Origin of the sequence: Sorangium sp. So ce1153 (assembly GCF_051521595.1) — a bacterium.
Taxonomy (GTDB): Bacteria; Myxococcota_A; Polyangia; order Polyangiales; family Polyangiaceae; genus Sorangium.
In genome coordinates this window covers 14,328,551-14,344,823 of sequence record NZ_CP150361.1, presented here as the reverse complement: position 1 = coordinate 14,344,823, position 16,273 = coordinate 14,328,551, and the positions used below count along the sequence as shown (strand labels likewise).

15 protein-coding genes are annotated in these 16,273 nt (G+C 72.0%); 10 read left to right on the top strand and 5 right to left on the bottom strand.

What is annotated here, in order from left to right; genetic code table 11:
* The first annotated feature begins 10 nt into the window (after nt 1-10).
* On the top strand, nt 11-1,930 hold the full coding sequence (gene nadE, locus WME85_RS52265) for an NAD(+) synthase (protein WP_437833193.1): 1,920 nt from the start codon (nt 11-13) through the stop codon (nt 1,928-1,930).
* Nucleotides 1,931-1,948: 18 nt separating this feature from the next.
* Here the strand turns inward: nadE and add are convergent, their stop codons facing one another.
* Nucleotides 1,949-3,130, bottom strand: coding sequence for an adenosine deaminase (add, locus tag WME85_RS52260; protein WP_437833191.1), 1,182 nt, complete (start codon nt 3,128-3,130; stop codon nt 1,949-1,951).
* Between the two features lie 57 nt (nt 3,131-3,187).
* Nucleotides 3,188-4,579: a vitamin K epoxide reductase family protein gene (locus WME85_RS52255; RefSeq protein WP_437833188.1), complete on the bottom strand. Its 1,392-nt coding sequence runs from the start codon at nt 4,577-4,579 to the stop codon at nt 3,188-3,190.
* 91 nt (nt 4,580-4,670) lie between these two features.
* Between WME85_RS52255 and rnr the strand changes: the two genes are divergently transcribed.
* From rnr to WME85_RS52210, 9 genes are all read left to right on the top strand, one after another.
* Nucleotides 4,671-7,079 (top strand): ribonuclease R, encoded by a 2,409-nt coding sequence (gene rnr, locus WME85_RS52250; protein WP_437833186.1) that lies wholly within the window; start codon nt 4,671-4,673, stop codon nt 7,077-7,079.
* Between the two features lie 321 nt (nt 7,080-7,400).
* Entirely contained in the window at nt 7,401-7,883 is a 483-nt protein-coding gene (locus WME85_RS52245) for an MSMEG_0572/Sll0783 family nitrogen starvation response protein (RefSeq protein WP_436624011.1), read from the top strand.
* Between the two features lie 14 nt (nt 7,884-7,897).
* Nucleotides 7,898-8,926, top strand: coding sequence for a Nit6803 family nitrilase (locus tag WME85_RS52240; protein WP_437833184.1), 1,029 nt, complete (start codon nt 7,898-7,900; stop codon nt 8,924-8,926).
* Complete coding sequence (locus WME85_RS52235) at nt 8,871-10,175, top strand: MSMEG_0568 family radical SAM protein (protein ID WP_437833181.1); 1,305 nt, start codon at nt 8,871-8,873, stop codon at nt 10,173-10,175. Before WME85_RS52240 ends, WME85_RS52235 begins: the two co-directional genes overlap by 56 nt.
* The gene (locus WME85_RS52230) at nt 10,135-10,587 is read left to right on the top strand and encodes an MSMEG_0567/Sll0786 family nitrogen starvation N-acetyltransferase (RefSeq protein WP_437833178.1); all 453 of its coding nucleotides are present in this window, start codon (nt 10,135-10,137) and stop codon (nt 10,585-10,587) included. The genes WME85_RS52235 and WME85_RS52230 overlap by 41 nt, the downstream gene beginning before the upstream one ends.
* Entirely contained in the window at nt 10,587-11,594 is a 1,008-nt protein-coding gene (locus WME85_RS52225) for a sll0787 family AIR synthase-like protein (protein WP_437833175.1), read from the top strand. Before WME85_RS52230 ends, WME85_RS52225 begins: the two co-directional genes overlap by 1 nt.
* Nucleotides 11,591-12,817: an MSMEG_0565 family glycosyltransferase gene (locus WME85_RS52220; protein ID WP_437833172.1), complete on the top strand. Its 1,227-nt coding sequence runs from the start codon at nt 11,591-11,593 to the stop codon at nt 12,815-12,817. Before WME85_RS52225 ends, WME85_RS52220 begins: the two co-directional genes overlap by 4 nt.
* An 8-nt stretch (nt 12,818-12,825) precedes the next feature.
* The gene (locus WME85_RS52215) at nt 12,826-13,113 is read left to right on the top strand and encodes an MSMEG_0570 family nitrogen starvation response protein (RefSeq protein ID WP_437833169.1); all 288 of its coding nucleotides are present in this window, start codon (nt 12,826-12,828) and stop codon (nt 13,111-13,113) included.
* Between the two features lie 45 nt (nt 13,114-13,158).
* Entirely contained in the window at nt 13,159-14,070 is a 912-nt protein-coding gene (locus WME85_RS52210) for a methylenetetrahydrofolate reductase (RefSeq protein WP_437833166.1), read from the top strand.
* A 47-nt stretch (nt 14,071-14,117) separates the two neighbouring features.
* On the opposite strand, the gene WME85_RS52205 is transcribed toward WME85_RS52210, so the two are convergent.
* The 3 genes from WME85_RS52205 to WME85_RS52195 form a co-directional block, all read right to left on the bottom strand.
* The gene (locus tag WME85_RS52205) at nt 14,118-15,281 is read right to left on the bottom strand and encodes a flavin reductase (protein ID WP_437833163.1); all 1,164 of its coding nucleotides are present in this window, start codon (nt 15,279-15,281) and stop codon (nt 14,118-14,120) included.
* A 97-nt stretch (nt 15,282-15,378) separates the two neighbouring features.
* Entirely contained in the window at nt 15,379-15,747 is a 369-nt protein-coding gene (locus tag WME85_RS52200; protein WP_436624002.1) for a cupin domain-containing protein, read from the bottom strand.
* A gap of 14 nt (nt 15,748-15,761) precedes the next feature.
* Nucleotides 15,762-16,211 (bottom strand): 1,2-dihydroxy-3-keto-5-methylthiopentene dioxygenase, encoded by a 450-nt coding sequence (locus tag WME85_RS52195; RefSeq protein ID WP_437306604.1) that lies wholly within the window; start codon nt 16,209-16,211, stop codon nt 15,762-15,764.
* Nucleotides 16,212-16,273: the final 62 nt, after the last annotated feature.

Genomic DNA, 16,273 nt, shown 5'->3' with positions numbered 1-16,273 from the left:
CTGCCGCTCGATGCGACTCGTCAAGATCGGAATCGCCAACGTCAACGCGACCGTCGGCGCCGTCCGCTCGAACACCGACCGGTGCGTCTCGATCGCCCGCTCGATGGCGAGCGACGACGTCACGCTGGCGGTCTTCCCGGAGCAGGTGATCGGCGGCTACGCGGCCGAGGACCTCGTGCAGTGGCCGGCGTTCGTCGAGAGCCAGCAGCGCGAGCTCCGCCGGTTCGCCGAGGAGACGGCGTCGCTCCGCACCGTGTTCGTCATCGGCGTGACCGTCGGCGTGGGAGGCGACCTCTTCAACGCGGGCGCGATCGTCCACGCGGGCCGGGTGCTCGCCTTCTCCCCGAAGGAGAAGCTGCCGACCTACAACATCTTCTACGAGGCGCGGACGTTCTCGCGCGGCATGCCGTTCATGGAGCTCGACGCCGGCGGCGTGCTCTGCGGCGACCGCATCTACGCCTTCGACTTCGGGACGATCGCGGTCGAGGTGTGCGAGGACATCTGGTCGCCCGACGGCCCGATGCGGCGCCGCTGCTACGCGGGCGCCGAGGTCGTCTGCAACATCTCGGCGTCGCCGTTCCGCGCCGGGGTGGCCGGGACCCGGCGCGAGATGATCGCGACCCGGGCGGCGGACAACCAGTGCACGATCGCGTACGCGAACCTCGTCGGCGGCAACGACGGGCTCGTCTTCGACGGCGGCGGGTTCATCAACCAGAACGGCCGCCCGATGCTGGAGGCGCCGCGGTTCCGCGAGGGGTTCTCGGCGGCTGTCGTCGACCTCGACCGGACGACGCGCTGCCGCCGCGAGGCGAGCACCTGGCGCAGCGACCTCGAGGAGTTCCGCCGCGCCTCGCCGCACATGGTCGAGGTCCTCCGGGCCGAGGGGAAGACGGCGGACCGCTCGCGGCTCGCCTACCCCGCCCCGCCGCCCGGCACGACGCCGTTCCTGCCCTCGGCGGCGCTGCCGGCGATCTCCGCGCGCGACGAGCTGCTCGACGACTTCTACGAGGTGCTCGCGCTCGGCGTCGCCGACTATTACCGCAAGATCGGCGCCTTCAAGAGCATCGGCCTCGCGCTCTCGGGCGGGCGCGACTCGCTCCTCACGCTGCTCGTCGCCTGGCGCGCGGTGCAGCTCATCCACCCGGGCCTCGAGGGCGAGGCGCTCCGCGACCGGATGAAGAGCTCGCTCCACGCGTTCTTCATGCCGTCGCGCTACTCCAGCGACGCCACCCACCGGGCGGCGGCGCAGATCGCCGACGACCTCGGGGTGTCGTTCGCGGTGATCCCGATCGAGGACGCGTTCCCGCGGGAGATGGAGGCCGCCCAGGCGATGGTCGGCGGCGACCGGCAGCTCACCGAGCTCACGAAGCAGAACGTGCAGGCGCGCATCCGGGGCGGGCGCATGTGGAACTGGTCGAACACGAGCGGCGCGCTGTTCCTGCAGACGGGGAACATGAGCGAGAAGGCGCTCGGCTACACCACGGTCGGCGGCGACCTCGAGGGGGCGTTCAGCGTGATCGCCAACCTGCCGAAGACGGTGGTCATCGCGCTGATCGAGCGCCTCTCGCAGCGCTTCGGCTTCAAGGGCATCCAGCAGACGCTCGCCACCACCGCGGGGCCGGAGCTCGCCGACAACCAGTCGGGCGAGGCCGAGCTCATGCCGTTCGAGGTCCTCGACGCGTGCCTCTACCTCTACGGCGCGGAGAAGCTCGCCGCCGACGAGGTGGGCGCCGCCCTCCCCAGCCTGTTCCCCGACAAGGATCCCGCCGCGCTGCGGGCGTGGGCCGAGAAGTTCGCGACGCTGTTCTCGAGATCGATCTTCAAGTGGGTGCAGTCGCCGATCGCGATCCACCTCGGGTCGCTCGACCTCGATCGCGAGCGCGCGCTGCAGCTGCCCGTGGTGCAGCGGACCGAGTGGAAGGGCGGCTGAGCCCGCCCGGCCAGCGCGTCAGTTGGCGGCCTTCTCGGCGGGCACCGAGGCGCCGTGCCTGCCGTCCTTCCCGTCCTTCTGGACGATCTCGACGACCTCGTGGCCAGGCGCCGTGGGGGGCGGGGCGGGGCGGATCGAGCCGTCGGGGGAGAAGCGCTCCAGCTCCTCGGTGACGCGGCGGAGATACGCCTGCTTGATGTGGAACGGCAAGAAGGCGCTCTTGAAGCCGGCCACGATGGTCGACTTGATCTCGTTCAGCCCGAATCCCATCTTCGTGTGGCAGTGCCAGAGCTCGTGAGACACCGTCGTGTCGGTGACGAGGCGGTTGTCGGTGTTGACCGTCACCCGCAGGCCGAGGCTCTGATAGAGCTTGAGCGGGTGCGAGGCGAGGTCGCGCACCGCGCCTGTCTGCACGTTCGATGACGGGCAGCACTCGAGCGGGATGCGGTGATCGTTGATGTAGTGGAGCAGGCCGCCGTCCTCGCGCAGGCGACAGCCGTGGCCGATCCGGTGCGCGCCGCAGACGTGGAGCGCCTGGGCGATCGACTCGGGCCCGTACGCCTCGCCCGCGTGGATCGTGCAGTTGATGTTGTTCTGGCGCACGAGCTGGAACGCGGCCTTGTGGTGCTTCGCCGGGTGGTCGTACTCGGCGCCGGCGAGGTCGAACCCGACGACGCCGCGGCTCTTGTACGCCACCGCGAGCTCCGCCATCTCCAGCGACGACTCGGGCGAGATGTTGCGGATCCCGCAGACGATGACGTTGCTCTCGATGCCCAGCGCGTCGCGCGCCGCCCTGAGCCCGGAGAGCACCGCCTCGACCACGCTCGTGAGGCGCAGCCCGAGGCGGGTGTGCAGCATCGGCGAGTAGCGGACCTCCATGTAACGGACGTTCTCGCGCGCGGCGTCCTCCGCGAGCTCGTAGGCGACGCGGTAGAGCGCCTCCTCGGTCTGCAGGACGCGCAGCGTGATGTCGAACGCCTTGAGGTACTCGACGAGCGAGCCGCAGTTCTGACCCAGGTTCATCACCTTGCGCAGCTCGGTCGGCTCGTACGTCGGGAGCTCGACGCGGTGGCCGCGGGCGAGCTCGATGATCGTCTCGAGGCGCAGAGAGCCGTCGAGGTGGACGTGCAGATCGGTCTTGGGGAGCTGGCGGAAGAACTCCAGCGGGAGCTTGCCAGCTAGCTCGGGATGATCAGACATGAGCTATTCTGTCACCCGCCGACCAGCCGCGAAAGGCAGCGGCGGGCGCGATGTGGCTCAAGCCCGCGCCGACTTCGACGACGGCGGCGGCGACCCGGACGACGGCGGCAGCGACCCGGACGAGGGCGCCGCCTCGTGCGCGCCGCGCGAGCGATCCCTGCTGCCCACGAGCACGGCGACCGCGGAAACCCCGAAAAGCGCGACGAAGAGCCACGGGAGCGGCAGGCTCAGCGCGTCGCCGGCTGACTCGCGGCGCAGCGCATCGCGGAGGCGATCGGGGTTGTACCCCACCACGAGCCGCCGCCCGGCGTAGGTCGTGGGGAGACCGCGCGCCTCCATCCGCCCATACATGGCGACGTCTGCGTCGATGGCGGCCTGGGTCGCGGGCGCGGAGAGGCACGCCTCGAGGTCCGTGGAGGAGAGCCCGAGCGGCGCCAGCACGGAGGCGACGCGCTGGTCCGTGAGACGGCCGGGCGGCGCGCTGTAGAGCAGCGCCGCGGCCTGCTCGCGCTTCTCCTCGGGCGCGCAGAGATACGCCTTCGCCGCGGGGAGCGCGCCGGGGTGGCTCGGGAGCGGCACCATCTTGCGCACGTGGCGCAGCCGGTCGCCGTAGGGCTCCTCGATCTTGCTCATCTCGGGGTGCAGCTTGCGGCAGAAGGGGCACTCGAAGTCGGTGAAGGCGACGACCGTGATCTTGCCCGGCTCCTGCAGCGCCGCGATCTCCGGCGGGAGCGTCGGGATGACCGGGTGAGCGCCCCAGAGGAACGGCAGGCCGATCGCAGCGACGGACGCCGCGCCCCACGCCGTCGTGCTCGGCAACCCACCCTGGGCGGCGCGATCGAAGGCCGCGCGCGGCATGCGCCACGCCTGCCACGCGATGAGGGCCGACGTGACCGCGGCGGCGAGGGCCGCGAGGTCGACCGCGACGCACCACCCGCAGAACGCGCCGATCGCGAAGGCCTGCAGCCCGAGGAGCACCGTGGCGCCGAGACCGCCGATGGCCGAGGCGATCGCGATGGCGACGTGGTGCCGGCGCTCGCGCGCGAGCAGCGAGGCGGCGAGCAGCGTCGTGTAGGCGGCGAGGCCGAGGTTCGGCAGCGGCACCCCGAACGGGCGGCTGTACGGCGACACCCGGACGGCGAAGCAGCCCGAGGTGACGCCGCAGAACGCCGGGTCGCCCGCGTTCTGGTACTCGACGACGAGCGCCGCGCTCGCCGTGATCGCCACGAAGAGCGCGAGCCGGAAGAGCGTGACGAAGAACCGCGCGCGCCCGGCCTGCCTGTCTGCAGTCGACGGCGCGGATGCATCGGGGCTCGCCCGAGGACGATCGGGCGCCTCGCGACCAGCCTGTCTGTCGCCGGACGGACGCACCGCGAAGATGTTCCCCCTCGCAGCGAGAAAGACGAGGAGCGTCAGCGCGAGGAGCAGGGCGATCGAGTTCAGCAGCATCGGTCGTGGCGGCTCGAGAGAAGTGCGCTCGATGCATACCGGACCCGGGCGGAGACAGCCAGCGCGAGGAGACTCGTGCTAGTCGAGTTTCATGCGTTCTTCATCTCGAGGAGATTCCCCGACGACCGGCCTGGGCACGCGCCGCCGGGAGGCGGTGGTCGACCTGCTGTCCTCCTTCAAGCGCGCCCTGCACGCCAACGAGATCGCGGAGCGCCTCGGCATCGAGCCGAGCCGCTACTCGAGACTGCAGCGGGTGCTCGAGGAGATGTCGCTGGAGGGCAGCATCGTCGCGCTCCCCGGCCAGAAGTTCCGCGTGAGCTCCCAGCAGGTCGAGGCGCGCGGCGCCGAGCGCGAGGGGACGCTCACCGTGCACCCGCGCGGCTTCGGCTTCGTGTCGCTCGGAGGCGCGGCCGAGGACGTGTACATCTCGCCCGAGGCGATGGGCGGCGCGCTCCACGGCGACACCGTCGCGGTGCGCATCGCGACGCGCTCGCGGCGCGGCGTCGAGGGGGCGGTCGTCCGCGTGATCAAGCGGCGCCACACGCGCGTGGCGGGCGTGCTGCGGCGACGAGGCAGGAGCGCCTGGCTCGAGCCGGACGACGGGCGCGTCCGCGGGCCGATCGTGATCGTGCCGCGCGAGCAGGGCGGGCCGCTCGTGCCGCCCGACGCCGAGGACGGCGCCGCGGCGGTCGTGTCGCTCACCCGCTTCCCGGACCTGCCCGAGGAGAACCCGGAGGGCGTGATCGAGGCGGTGCTCGGGGCGCCCGGCGACCCGAACGTGGAGGTCGCCAAGATCCTGATGCGCGAGGGGATCGAGGAGGAGCACCCGCCGGCGGCGATCGCCGAGGCCGAGGCGTTCGGCGACGAGGTGCCGGCCGAGGCGCTCGAGGGGCGCACGGACCTCACCCACCTGCCCATGCCGACGATCGACCCGGAGGACGCGCGCGACCACGACGACGCGGTCTGGGTGATCCGCGAGGAGGACGGCTCGTACCGGGCCTGGATCGCGATCGCGGACGTCTCGCACTACGTGCGGCCGGGCAGCGCGCTCGACCAGGCGGCGCTCGGGCGCGGCAACTCGATCTACCTGCCCGACCGCGCGATCCCGATGCTGCCGCGGGCGCTGTCGTCGAACCTCTGCTCGCTCCTGCCGGGCGTGATCCGGCTCTGCCTGTGCGTGGAGGTCGAGCTCGACGCGGCGGCGACGGTGCGGCGCGCCCGCGTCATCGAGGGGTACATCCGCTCGGCGGCGAAGCTCACCTACCCGGGCGTGGCGCGCGCGCTCGGCTTCACCGCCGAGCCGCCGCGGAGCCCCGAGGCCGAGGCGTACAGGAGCGACCTCCAGGTGATGTGGGACCTCGCCCGGCTGCTCCGCGGCAAGCGGATGCGGCGGGGCGCGCTCGACCTCGACCTGCCCGAGGCGAAGGTGGTGCTCGATCCGGAGACGGGCGGGCCCGTCGACGTGCAGAAGCGCAGCCACGACCCCGGCGTGGCGAAGGCCTACCAGCTCATCGAGGAGCTGATGCTGCTCGCGAACGAGACCTGCGCGCAGTTCGTCGTCGACCAGAGCATCCCGACCGTCTTCCGGTACCACGCGCCGCCTGACCAGGCGAAGCTCGAGCGCTTCGCGACGATGTGCGGAGAGCTCGGGCTCGCGTTCGACCCCGAGGACGCGACCGACCCGAAGCGGCTGTCGGTGTTCCTGAAGAAGCTCGACGCGCACCCGCAGAAGCAGGTGCTGCACATGCTCCTGCTCCGCGCGATGAAGCAGGCGGTGTACGACATCGCCAACGTGGGCCACTTCGGCCTGGCCTCGAGCGCGTACCTGCACTTCACCTCGCCCATCCGGCGTTACCCGGACATCACGGCGCACCGGGCCATCCGCGCGGTGCTGCGCGGCGAGCGCATCGACCGGAGCGAGGCGGCCATCGAGCGGCTGCGCGAGGCGGCCATCACGGCGTCGGAGCGCGAGCGCAAGGCGATGGAGGTGGAGCGCGAGGTGGTCGATCTGCACCGCGCGCTCCTGATGCGCTCCCGGCTCGGGGACATCTTCGAGGGCACCGTTACGGGCCTCGTGGGCACGGGCGTCTACGTGAACGTCGAGGATCCGTTCGTCGACGTGCTCGTCCGCATGGAGTCGCTCGGCCCGGATCAGTACGAGATCGACGACGAGGGGCTGCGCGTCATCGGCCGCCGGTCGGGCGACCGGATCGCGATCGGCGACGCGACGCTCGTGCAGATCGAGGACGTCGCCATCCTCCGGCGCACGATCTACGGCCGGCGGCTCGCCGGCGAAGGCGCGTCGGACGAGCCGAAGCCGCGCCGGCTGCGGCGCGAGGCGGCGGACGGGCGGGCCACGCGCCGGGTCAAGAGCAGCAAGAGCACCAAGCTCACGAGGGCCGTCAAGGCCGGCAAGAGCGGCGACGGCGGCAAGCGCGGCAAGGCCGGCAAGAGCGGCAAGAGCGGCAAGGGCGCGAAAACTCGAAAGAAGCAGCGGTAGCTCGGCGACAGCCCGGCGCTGACTCGGCAGGAGCCCGCGCGATCCCCCCTGCCCGCCTCCGCCGCTCGACTCGAACACACGAGCGCGCACACCTCCCCAGCCAACCTCAATTCCGCGGACAAGCTCTCGAAACGTTCAAGAAACGCTTCAGAGCATGTCTTCAAATGCTCGAGAAACGACCTTGAAACACCAAGGCGCTCTCCGCGCTCGCGCCGCTGGGCGGCGGACAACCGCTCGAAATCGAGACACGGCACCTTCATTTTCCTTGCGCGGAGAAACCACAATGCTCTCAACTCGTCCACTCTAGGAGAGAGGTAACCAATGCCGAAGCCGACGTATCCCGCCTACAACGCTGGTGACTTCCTGGTCGATTACGAGGAGAAGGTCTTCGAAGACGTCAAGGCGAAGCCGGGAGAGAAGGCGCTGGTCACCTTTCACACCGTGGCCTTCGAGGGCTCGATCGGCCTCGTCAACGTGCTGACGGCGATCCGCCTCCAGCGCAAAGGGTTCGAGACATCCATCCTGCTCTACGGGCCGGGCGTCACGCTCGGTCTGCAGCGCGGCTTTCCCAAGCTCGGCAGCGAGGCGTTCTCCGGGCACCTCGCGGTCAACCAGCAGATCGGCCGCTTCATGGAGGAGGGCGGCAAGGTGTACGCCTGCCGGTTCGCGCTCCAGGCGCTCTACGGCCACGGCGAGCACGCGCTGATCCCGGGGATCAAGCCGGTAAGCCCGCTCGACGTGCTCGACATCCAGCTCCTCCACCGCCGGGACAACGCGTTCGTGGTCCACTCCTGGACGCTCTGACCCGGGCGCCGTCCATGGAGTACGACCGGAAGATCAGGGCGGCCGCCGTGCAGGCCAGCCCCGTCCTCGGCAGCCGGGACGGGACGACCGAGCGCGTCGTCGCCTCGATCGCCAGGGCCGCGAAGGAGGGCGCCGAGCTCTGCGTCTTCCCCGAGGCGTTCGTCCCGTATTACCCGTACTTCTCGTTCGTGCTCCCGCCGCCCGCCATGGGCAAGGAGCACATGCGCCTCTACGAAGAGGCGGTCACCGTCCCCGGCCCGGTGACCCGGGCCGTGGCGGCCGCCGCGCGCGCGCACGGGGTGGTGGTGGTGCTCGGCGTGAACGAGCGCGACCACGGGTCGCTCTACAACGCGCAGCTCGTCTTCGACAAGGACGGCTCCCTCGCGCTCCACCGGCGCAAGCTCACGCCGACCTACCACGAGCGGATGATCTGGGGGCAGGGCGACGGCTCGGGCCTCAGGACGGTGGACACCGCGGTCGGGAGGATCGGGGCGCTCGCCTGCTGGGAGCACTACAACCCGCTCGCGCGGTTCGCGCTCATCGCGCAGCACGAGCAGATCCATTGCAGCCAGTTCCCCGGCTCGCTGGTCGGGTCCATCTTCGCCGAGCAGATGGAGGTGACGATCCGTCACCACGCGCTGGAGTCGGGCTGCTTCGTGGTGAACGCCACGGCCTTCCTGACGCCGGAGCAGGTGCGGGAGATCGCGCCGAACGAGCAGCTCCAGGGCGCGCTGCGCGGCGGGTGCATGACGGCCATCGTGACGCCGGAGGGCATGCACGCGTGCCCGCCGGTGACCGACGGCGAGGGGATGGCCGTCGCGGACCTCGACTTCGCCCTGATCACGAAGCGAAAGCGGATGATGGACGCGGCCGGGCACTACGCCCGGCCCGATTTGCTGCGGCTCTGGATGGACTTGGCGCCGCGGTCGGTCGCGGTCGGCGCCGGCGACCCCAGGGCCTCTTCCCTCGAGCCTGCGGCGGTGGACCATGGATACCCAGACGCTGATCACCGAGCTCCAGTCGTTCGGCCTGAGGCTGGCTGAGGCCCCCGACGCGGACGCCGCGCCGCCGCCGGAGCCCGCCTCCGGCGACGGTGAGGGCCGCCGCGCGTGGACCTCGCGCCGCGGCGGGGCCGGGCCGACCCAGCACGTGGCCGCCACGCTCCGCGGCGCCACGGTGATGATCCCGATCCACACCGACAAGGCGGCGGCCTCGCCGTTCGTGGCGCGGATCGGGCGCGACGGGGCGGGGACCGTGGCGCGGGACGGCGAGGAGCTCGCGCCGATCGCCCTCGTGAAGGCGCCGCGCTTCTACGCGCTCTCGACGCAGGACGGGATCCCCTACCCCAAGATCGCGCTCCTGCACGGCGCGGACGTCCTCGCCTCGACGGTGCTCCAGACGTGCATCCGGTACTCGGAGCGCGAGAAGGCCTGCACGTTCTGCGCGATCGGGCAGTCGCTCGCGGCCGGGCGCACCACCGCGAAGAAGACGCCGGAGCAGCTCGGCGAGGTCGCCGAGGCGGCGGCGCGGCTCGACGGGGTGCGGCACGTGACGCTGACCACCGGCACCCCGCGATCGGCCGACCGCGGCGCGGCGCACCTCGCCGACTGCGCGCGCGGCATCAAGGCGCGCGTCGACCTGCCGGTGCAGGCGCAGTGCGAGCCGCCGGAGGATTTCGCCTGGTTCGAGCGGATGCGCGCGGCCGGCGTGGACAGCCTGGGCATGCACCTCGAGGCGGTCGAGGACGAGGTGCGCGCGGCGGCGATGCCGGGCAAGGCCGAGGTGAGCGTGGCCCGGTACTTCGAGGCGTTCGAGGCGGCCGTGCGCGTGTTCGGGCGCGGCCAGGTGTCGACGTACCTCATCGCGGGGCTCGGCGACTCGCTCGGGTCGCTGCTCGGCGCGAGCGAGCGGCTCATCGCGATGGGGGTCTATCCGTTCCTCGTGCCGCTCGTGCCCATCCCCGGGACGCCGTCGGCCGATCGCGCGCCGCCCTCGGGGGACTTCATGCGAGCGCTCTACACGCGCATCGGCCCGCTGCTCGCGCGGGCGGGGATGCGCTCGACCGACGTGAAGGCGGGCTGCGCCCGCTGCGGCGCCTGCTCGGGGCTCCCGGGCTTCGAGGCAGAAGGCCGGGCCGCGGCGCCGGCTGGACCCGGCGCGGCATGGACATCAACTCCGGAGAGCTCCGATGACGCCACCGTACAGCTTCGAGCTGGTGCAGAGCAGGGAGACGTATCTCGCGTACCTCCGCTTGCGCCGGGCCATCTTCTGCGACGAGCAAGGGCTGTTTAAGGCCACGGACGAGGACGAGCGGGACGCCGCCGCGTTCGCCATCGCCGCCGTGCACGCCATGCACCCCGGCGCGCGCGAGGGCGAGGAGGTCGTCGGCACCGTGCGCATCTACGAGGCGGAGCCCGGCCTCTGGTACGGCGGCCGGCTCGGCGTCGCGCGCGCCCACCGCAAGCAGGGCGTCGTCGGCCGCGGCCTCGTCCACAAGGCGGTGACCACCGCCCACGGCTGGGGGTGCCAGCGGTTCCTCGCCCTCGTGCAGGTGGCCAACGTCCCGTTCTTCGAGAGCATCCACTGGCGCTCCCTCGAGGAGCGGTCGTACCGCGATCACCCGCACCACCTGATGCAGGCCGACCTCGCGAGCTACCCGCCGGGCGACGAGCCGCGCCCGCCCTCCGGGGCGAGGTTCCGCTGATGCTCGCCGGCATCGCGGCAGAGCTGCGCGGCGCGCTCGGCATCCTCGCGAAGCGGGACGTGCAGATCCCGGCGCGGCACCTGTCCGGCAAGGCGGGCGCGGGCGGCGCGAGCGGCGCGGGCCACGCGGTCGAGAGGCCCGCGGCGCTCGGCGACGACTGCGCGGCCATCCCGGACGGGGACGGGTACCTGCTCCTCGCCGCCGAGGGGATCTGGCCGGCGTTCCTCGAAGGAGACCCGCGGTTCGCCGGCTACAGCGCGGTCATGGTCAACATCAGCGACATCTACGCGATGGGCGGCCGCCCCATCGCCGTGGTCGACGTCGTCTGGGGGACCTCGGCCGGCGCGCTGGAGCCGGTCTGTGAAGGCATGGTCGCCGCGTCGCGCGCCTACGGCGTGCCGATCGTTGGAGGGCATACGAGCGCGCGCAGCCCGTACAACGCCCTCGCCGTGGCCATCGCGGGGCGCGCGCGGCGGCTCATCACGAGCTTCGCGGCGCGCCCGGGCGACGTGCTCGTCGCGGCGATCGACCTGCGCGGCACGATGCACGCGGAGCACCCCTTCTGGAACGCCTCGACCGGGGTGGACCCGGCGCGGCTCCGCGGCGACCTCGAGATCCTGCCCGCCCTCGCCGAGGCGGGCCTGTGCGACGCGGGCAAGGACATCAGCATGGGCGGCGTCGCGGGGACGCTGCTGATGCTCCTGGAGACGTCCGGCGCCGGCGCCGTGCTCGACCTGGAGGCCGTCCCGAGGCCGCGCGAGGTGAACCGTCAGTCGATCGCGCGCTGGCTGCTCGCGTTCCCGAGCTACGGCTTCCTGCTCAGCGTGCGCCCCGAGGCCGCCGGGGAGGTGCTCGCGGCGTTCTCGCGGCGGGGCATCGCGAGCGCGGCGGTGGGCGCCGTCGACGGCTCGCGGCGGCTCACGCTGCAGGCCGGCGGCGAGCGGCACACGCTCTGGAACCTCGCCGCGGAGCCGCTCACGGGCTTCGCGGGGGAGCGGGCGCGATGAGCGAGAGCACGCGGGCGGGCGGGCGGGCGGGCGGGATCGGCGCGCCGCTCTCGGTCGCGCTCCTCACGTACTCGACCAAGCCGCGCGGCGGCGTCGTACACACGGTGGAGCTCGCCGAGGCGCTGCACGACCTCGGCGTCGAGGTCTGCATCTACGCGCTGAACAAGGACCAGGGCGGCTTCTACCGCGCGCCGCGCTGCCCCTCGGTGCTCGTGCCCGCCGCGCCCGCGCCGGCGGGGATCGACGCCGTCGTGGAGCAGCGGATCGCGGAGATGACGACCGGGCTGCGCCGGCTCGGGGCGCGGCACGACGTCTGGCACGCCCAGGACTGCATCAGCGCGAACGCGCTCGCGACGCTGCGCGCCGAGGGGCGCATCCCGCACTTCCTCCGGACGGTGCACCACCTCGACGACTACGACAGCCCGTACCTGCGCGCCTGCCAGGAGCGCTCCGTGCGCGAGGCGGACGCGTGCCTGGTTGTCAGCGAGGCGTGGCGGAAGGTGCTCCGGGTCGACATGGGCGTCGAGTCGGCGATCGTCCCCAACGGGGTGAGCCTGCGGCGCTACACGCCGGCGCCGGACGGCCAGGAGGCGGCGCTGCGGGCGCGGCTCGGCGCCACGGGGTCGCCGCTCTACGTGACCGTGGGCGGCGTCGAGCCGCGCAAGAACTCGATCGGCCTGCTGAAGGCGTTCCTCGCGGCGCGGCGGCGGCTGCCCGGCGCCCAGCTGGTCATCGCGGGCGGAGAGACGCTGTTCGATCACGCGCCTTATCAGCGCGAGTTCGAGGCGATCGCGCGAGAAGGCGGCGTGTGGCCGGCGGGCGCGCCGCCAGCGGGCTCGTCGCCGCCGCCGCTCGTGCTCGCGGGCGTGCTCCCCGACGCGCTGATCCCGCCGCTCTACCGGCTGGCGGACGCGTTCGTCTTCCCCTCCGTGCGCGAGGGGTTCGGGCTCGTCCTGCTCGAGGCGATGGCGTCGGGCGCGCCGGTGGTCAGCTCCGCGCAGCCGCCGTTCACCGAGTTCCTCCGGGACGGGGAGAGCGCGCTGCTCGTCGACCCCTCGAGGACAGACGATCTCGCCCGCGCGATGGAGGCTATCCTGGAAGAGGGCGTGAGGCGGCGCCTGCGCGCCGCGGCCATCGAGGCCGCGGCGCGGTACACGTGGGAGAAATCGGCCCGCATCGCGGCCGGCGTGTACCGCGAGTTCCTGGGATCCCGCCGGAGCTAGAGAGAGCCATGCCGGAGATGCGCTTCGTGGTCGAGTGGCCGAGCGGCGAGCAGCAGGTCTGTTACTCGCCGTCTCTCGTCGTGAAGGAGCACATCGAGGTCGGGGAGAGCTACGAGATCGACGACTTCGTCTCGCGCTGCCGGACGGCCCTCGACATCGCGAGCGAGCGGGTCCTCAAGAAATATGGGTTCCCCTGCAGCCTGGCGCGGGCGGAGGCGGCGCGCATCGCCAGCGCGGCCGCGCAGTTCCGCGGCCAGCCCGGGGTCAAGGTCCGAGTCCTCAGGTTCGTCGAGTGATGGCGAGTGATGGCGAGTGATGGCGAGTGATGGAAGGAGCAGCAGATGGTGTCGAAATCGAAGATGGAGCGCCTCCTGAGCGAGCGCCGGTTCCTCGTGTCCGCCGAGCTGACGCCCCCGCGTCACCACGACCTGGAGAAGCTGCTCCGGCACGCCCGGAGCATGGCGGACTGCGTCGACGTGGTGCAGATCAACGATCACCTGCTCTCCCAGGCGCGCTGCGCCAACATGGCAGTCGGCCATTTCGTGAAGCAGGAGGGGCTCGAGCCGGTGCTCCAGTTCTCGCTGCGCCACAAGAACAGGATCGCCCTCCAGGGCGACCTCCTCGGGATGGCGGCGCTCGGGCTGTCCAACATCATCATCCTCGGCGGCTATCCGTGCGCCATCGGCTCGGACCCCGACGCGAAGGAGGTGAGCGACGTCGACAGCTACGCGGCGATCGAGCTGACCCGCCGGCTGACGCGCGAGGGGAAGCTCTTCAACGGAGATGTCATCTCGCCGGCGCCCTACTTCCATGTCGGGACCATCGATTTCCCGTGCGGCGAGCAGGCGATCGCCGGGGCCATGGAACGGCTCAGCGCGAAGATCGACGCGGGGGCGAGCTTCATCCAGGTGCAGGCGGTGTTCGAGCTCGCGTCGATGCGCCGCTGGATGGCGGCCGTGGTCGAGCGCGGGCTCCACGAGCGCGCGCACTTCATCGCGGCGATCTTCCCGTTCGCGGGCGTGGATCGGCTGAACTTCCTGCAGAAGGTGCCCGGCCTCGTGGTCCCCGATCACCTGATCGAGCGCGTCCGGCAGAGCGGCGACGCCGAGGGGGAGAGCTACCGGATCACGCTGGAGCTCGTCCGGGGGCTCCGCGACATCCCGGGGCTCTCGGGCATCCACATGCGCTCCATCGGCGCGGAGGACTGGGTACCCCGGCTGGTCGAGGACGCGGGGCTGCGGCGGGCGGCGTGAGCGCGGCGCGGGCGGCGTGGGCGGCGTGAGCGCAGCGCGGCGGGCCCCTACGGCTTGCGGGCGACCCAGAGCAGCGCGAGGCCGTTCATCCGGCGCTCGCGGCGGTCGACCTCGAAGCCGGCGCCGCTCAGGTCGGCGCTGAGCCGGTCCTCGCTGTGGCGGTAGGTGACCTCCGCCGCGTCGGCCCAGGCGAGCATCGCGTGCGCCGTGGGCGGGTTGTACCGCTGGCCGCGCAGGTAGCCGGCCATCGCGACGCGGCTCATCAGGGGCGCGGGCTCCAGGAGCGCGAGGCGGCCGCCCGGGCGGAGCACGCGCGCCGCCTCGGCCAGCACCGGGCCCGGCTCGGGCACGTGCAAGAGCAGGTTCGACGAGGTCACCACGTCGAACGAGGCGTCAGGGAACGGGAGCCGCGTCGCGACCGCCTCCCGGAAGGTCACATTGTCCAGGCCGAGCGCCTTCGCCCGCTGCGAGGCGCGCTCCACCATGGCCCCCGCCGCGTCGATGCCGACCGCCTCGTGGCACCGGCGCCCCATCTCGCGCGCCAGGCGGCCCGTGCCGCAGCCGAGATCGAGGCAGCGCTCCTCTACACCCGGATCGACCAGCGTGACGAGCTCGTCGACGAGCGTCGCATAAGGCCCCTCCGCCTGCATGCGATCGAAGAAGTCGACCAGCTCGTGAAACGGGATCGCCTGCTCCTTCGCCGCATAACGGTCGCGCCACCGCCAGACGTCGTCGAGCGCCTGGTACGTGCCCCGGTAATACAGGAGCGGCGCGCCGGCCTCGCCCCGGCCCGACGCGAGCGCGCGACCGACATAGACGATGTGATCGCCCCCGTCGTACGCGTGCTCGACCTTGCAATCGATGAAGGCCAGCACGTCCTTGAGGATCGGGCTGCCGGACTCGGCCACATGCGCCTCGGTGAGGACCGCCTGGCGATCGATGTCCGTGCCCTTGCCGGCGAACAGGTCCGAGATGTCCCGCTGCTGCTCCCGCAGGATGTTCACCGCGAAGACGCCCGACGCCTCGATCGCCGCGCTCGTCCTCGACCGCCTGTCCGCGCAGAACAGCACGAGCGGCGGATCGAGCGAGACGGCGCTGAACGAGTTCACCGTCATCGCCAGCGGCGCGCCGTCCTGCACCGTGGTCACGAGCGTGACCCCGGTCGCGAACTGGCCCAGCACCTTCCGGAACTCCGCGGGATCGAAGAGCATGGGACATAGTACGCGCTCGACGCGCGCCGCGGATCCACGATCTGCGCCGCGCGCCGCGCGGACGCCGCGCGCTGGCACGGGAGCCGCGCGGCTCAGCTCACGCGCCGTCGCGCCGCGCGAGATCCGGCGCGAAGGCGGGTATGCAGAGGGCGAAGTACTCGCTCTCCTCGTCGAACGGGTTGCTGTAGCGGACGCGCTGATCGGGCTCCGTCCAGATGGCCTGGCCGGCAGAGAGGTCGACCGCCTCTCCCGCGATCTCGACCCGCATGCGGCCGCGGATCATCAGCGTCAGCTCGCCGAACGAAGGCGTCTGCGCCGGCTCGCTCCACCCCGGCGGGGCCACCATGTGCGCCAGGCTGAAGCCGTCCGTGCCGGTGTTCACGCGGCCGAAGAGCTCCTCGATCAGCTTGCCGCCAGGGACGGGGATCCGGGTCGCGGACGTGACGAGACGGTAAGGGCGCGCCATCGGGTACCTCGAGGTCAGAAAGCGCGCGTCCGGTCGTCGGACACGCGATAGAGCTGCATGAGCAGGTGACGGCCCCCGTACGGCTGCGCATAGCGGAGCGCGCCGGCCTTGCCCGTCACGAAGCGATGATAGCGCCGCGCCGGCACGACGACGAGATCGCCCGCGCCGACCCAGATGCGCAGCCACTCGTCGTTCAGGCAGCGGACGTCATAAAGGGCCTGCCCCTCCAGGAAGAGCCGCACCTCGTCGCCGAGGTGGCAGTGCTCATCCGCCTCTCTCGCGCTCTCCGCCTCGTCTCGAGGCCTGCTCATGTCGCGGTGGACTTCCTCGTGCTCCGTCCATCCACGCTCCGCGAGGACGCGCTGCAGGGCCGGCGCGGCTGCGCCCGGGTCGAACGCCTCGCACCGGATCCCCTCCGCCTGAAGCTCCGCCGCGGTGTACTCGATCTCGTCTTCAGCTCTCATTCGGATCGCACGCATGCGCACCTCTCCGGGCCTGCGCTCTTCCAACTCTGCGCGCGCGCGAC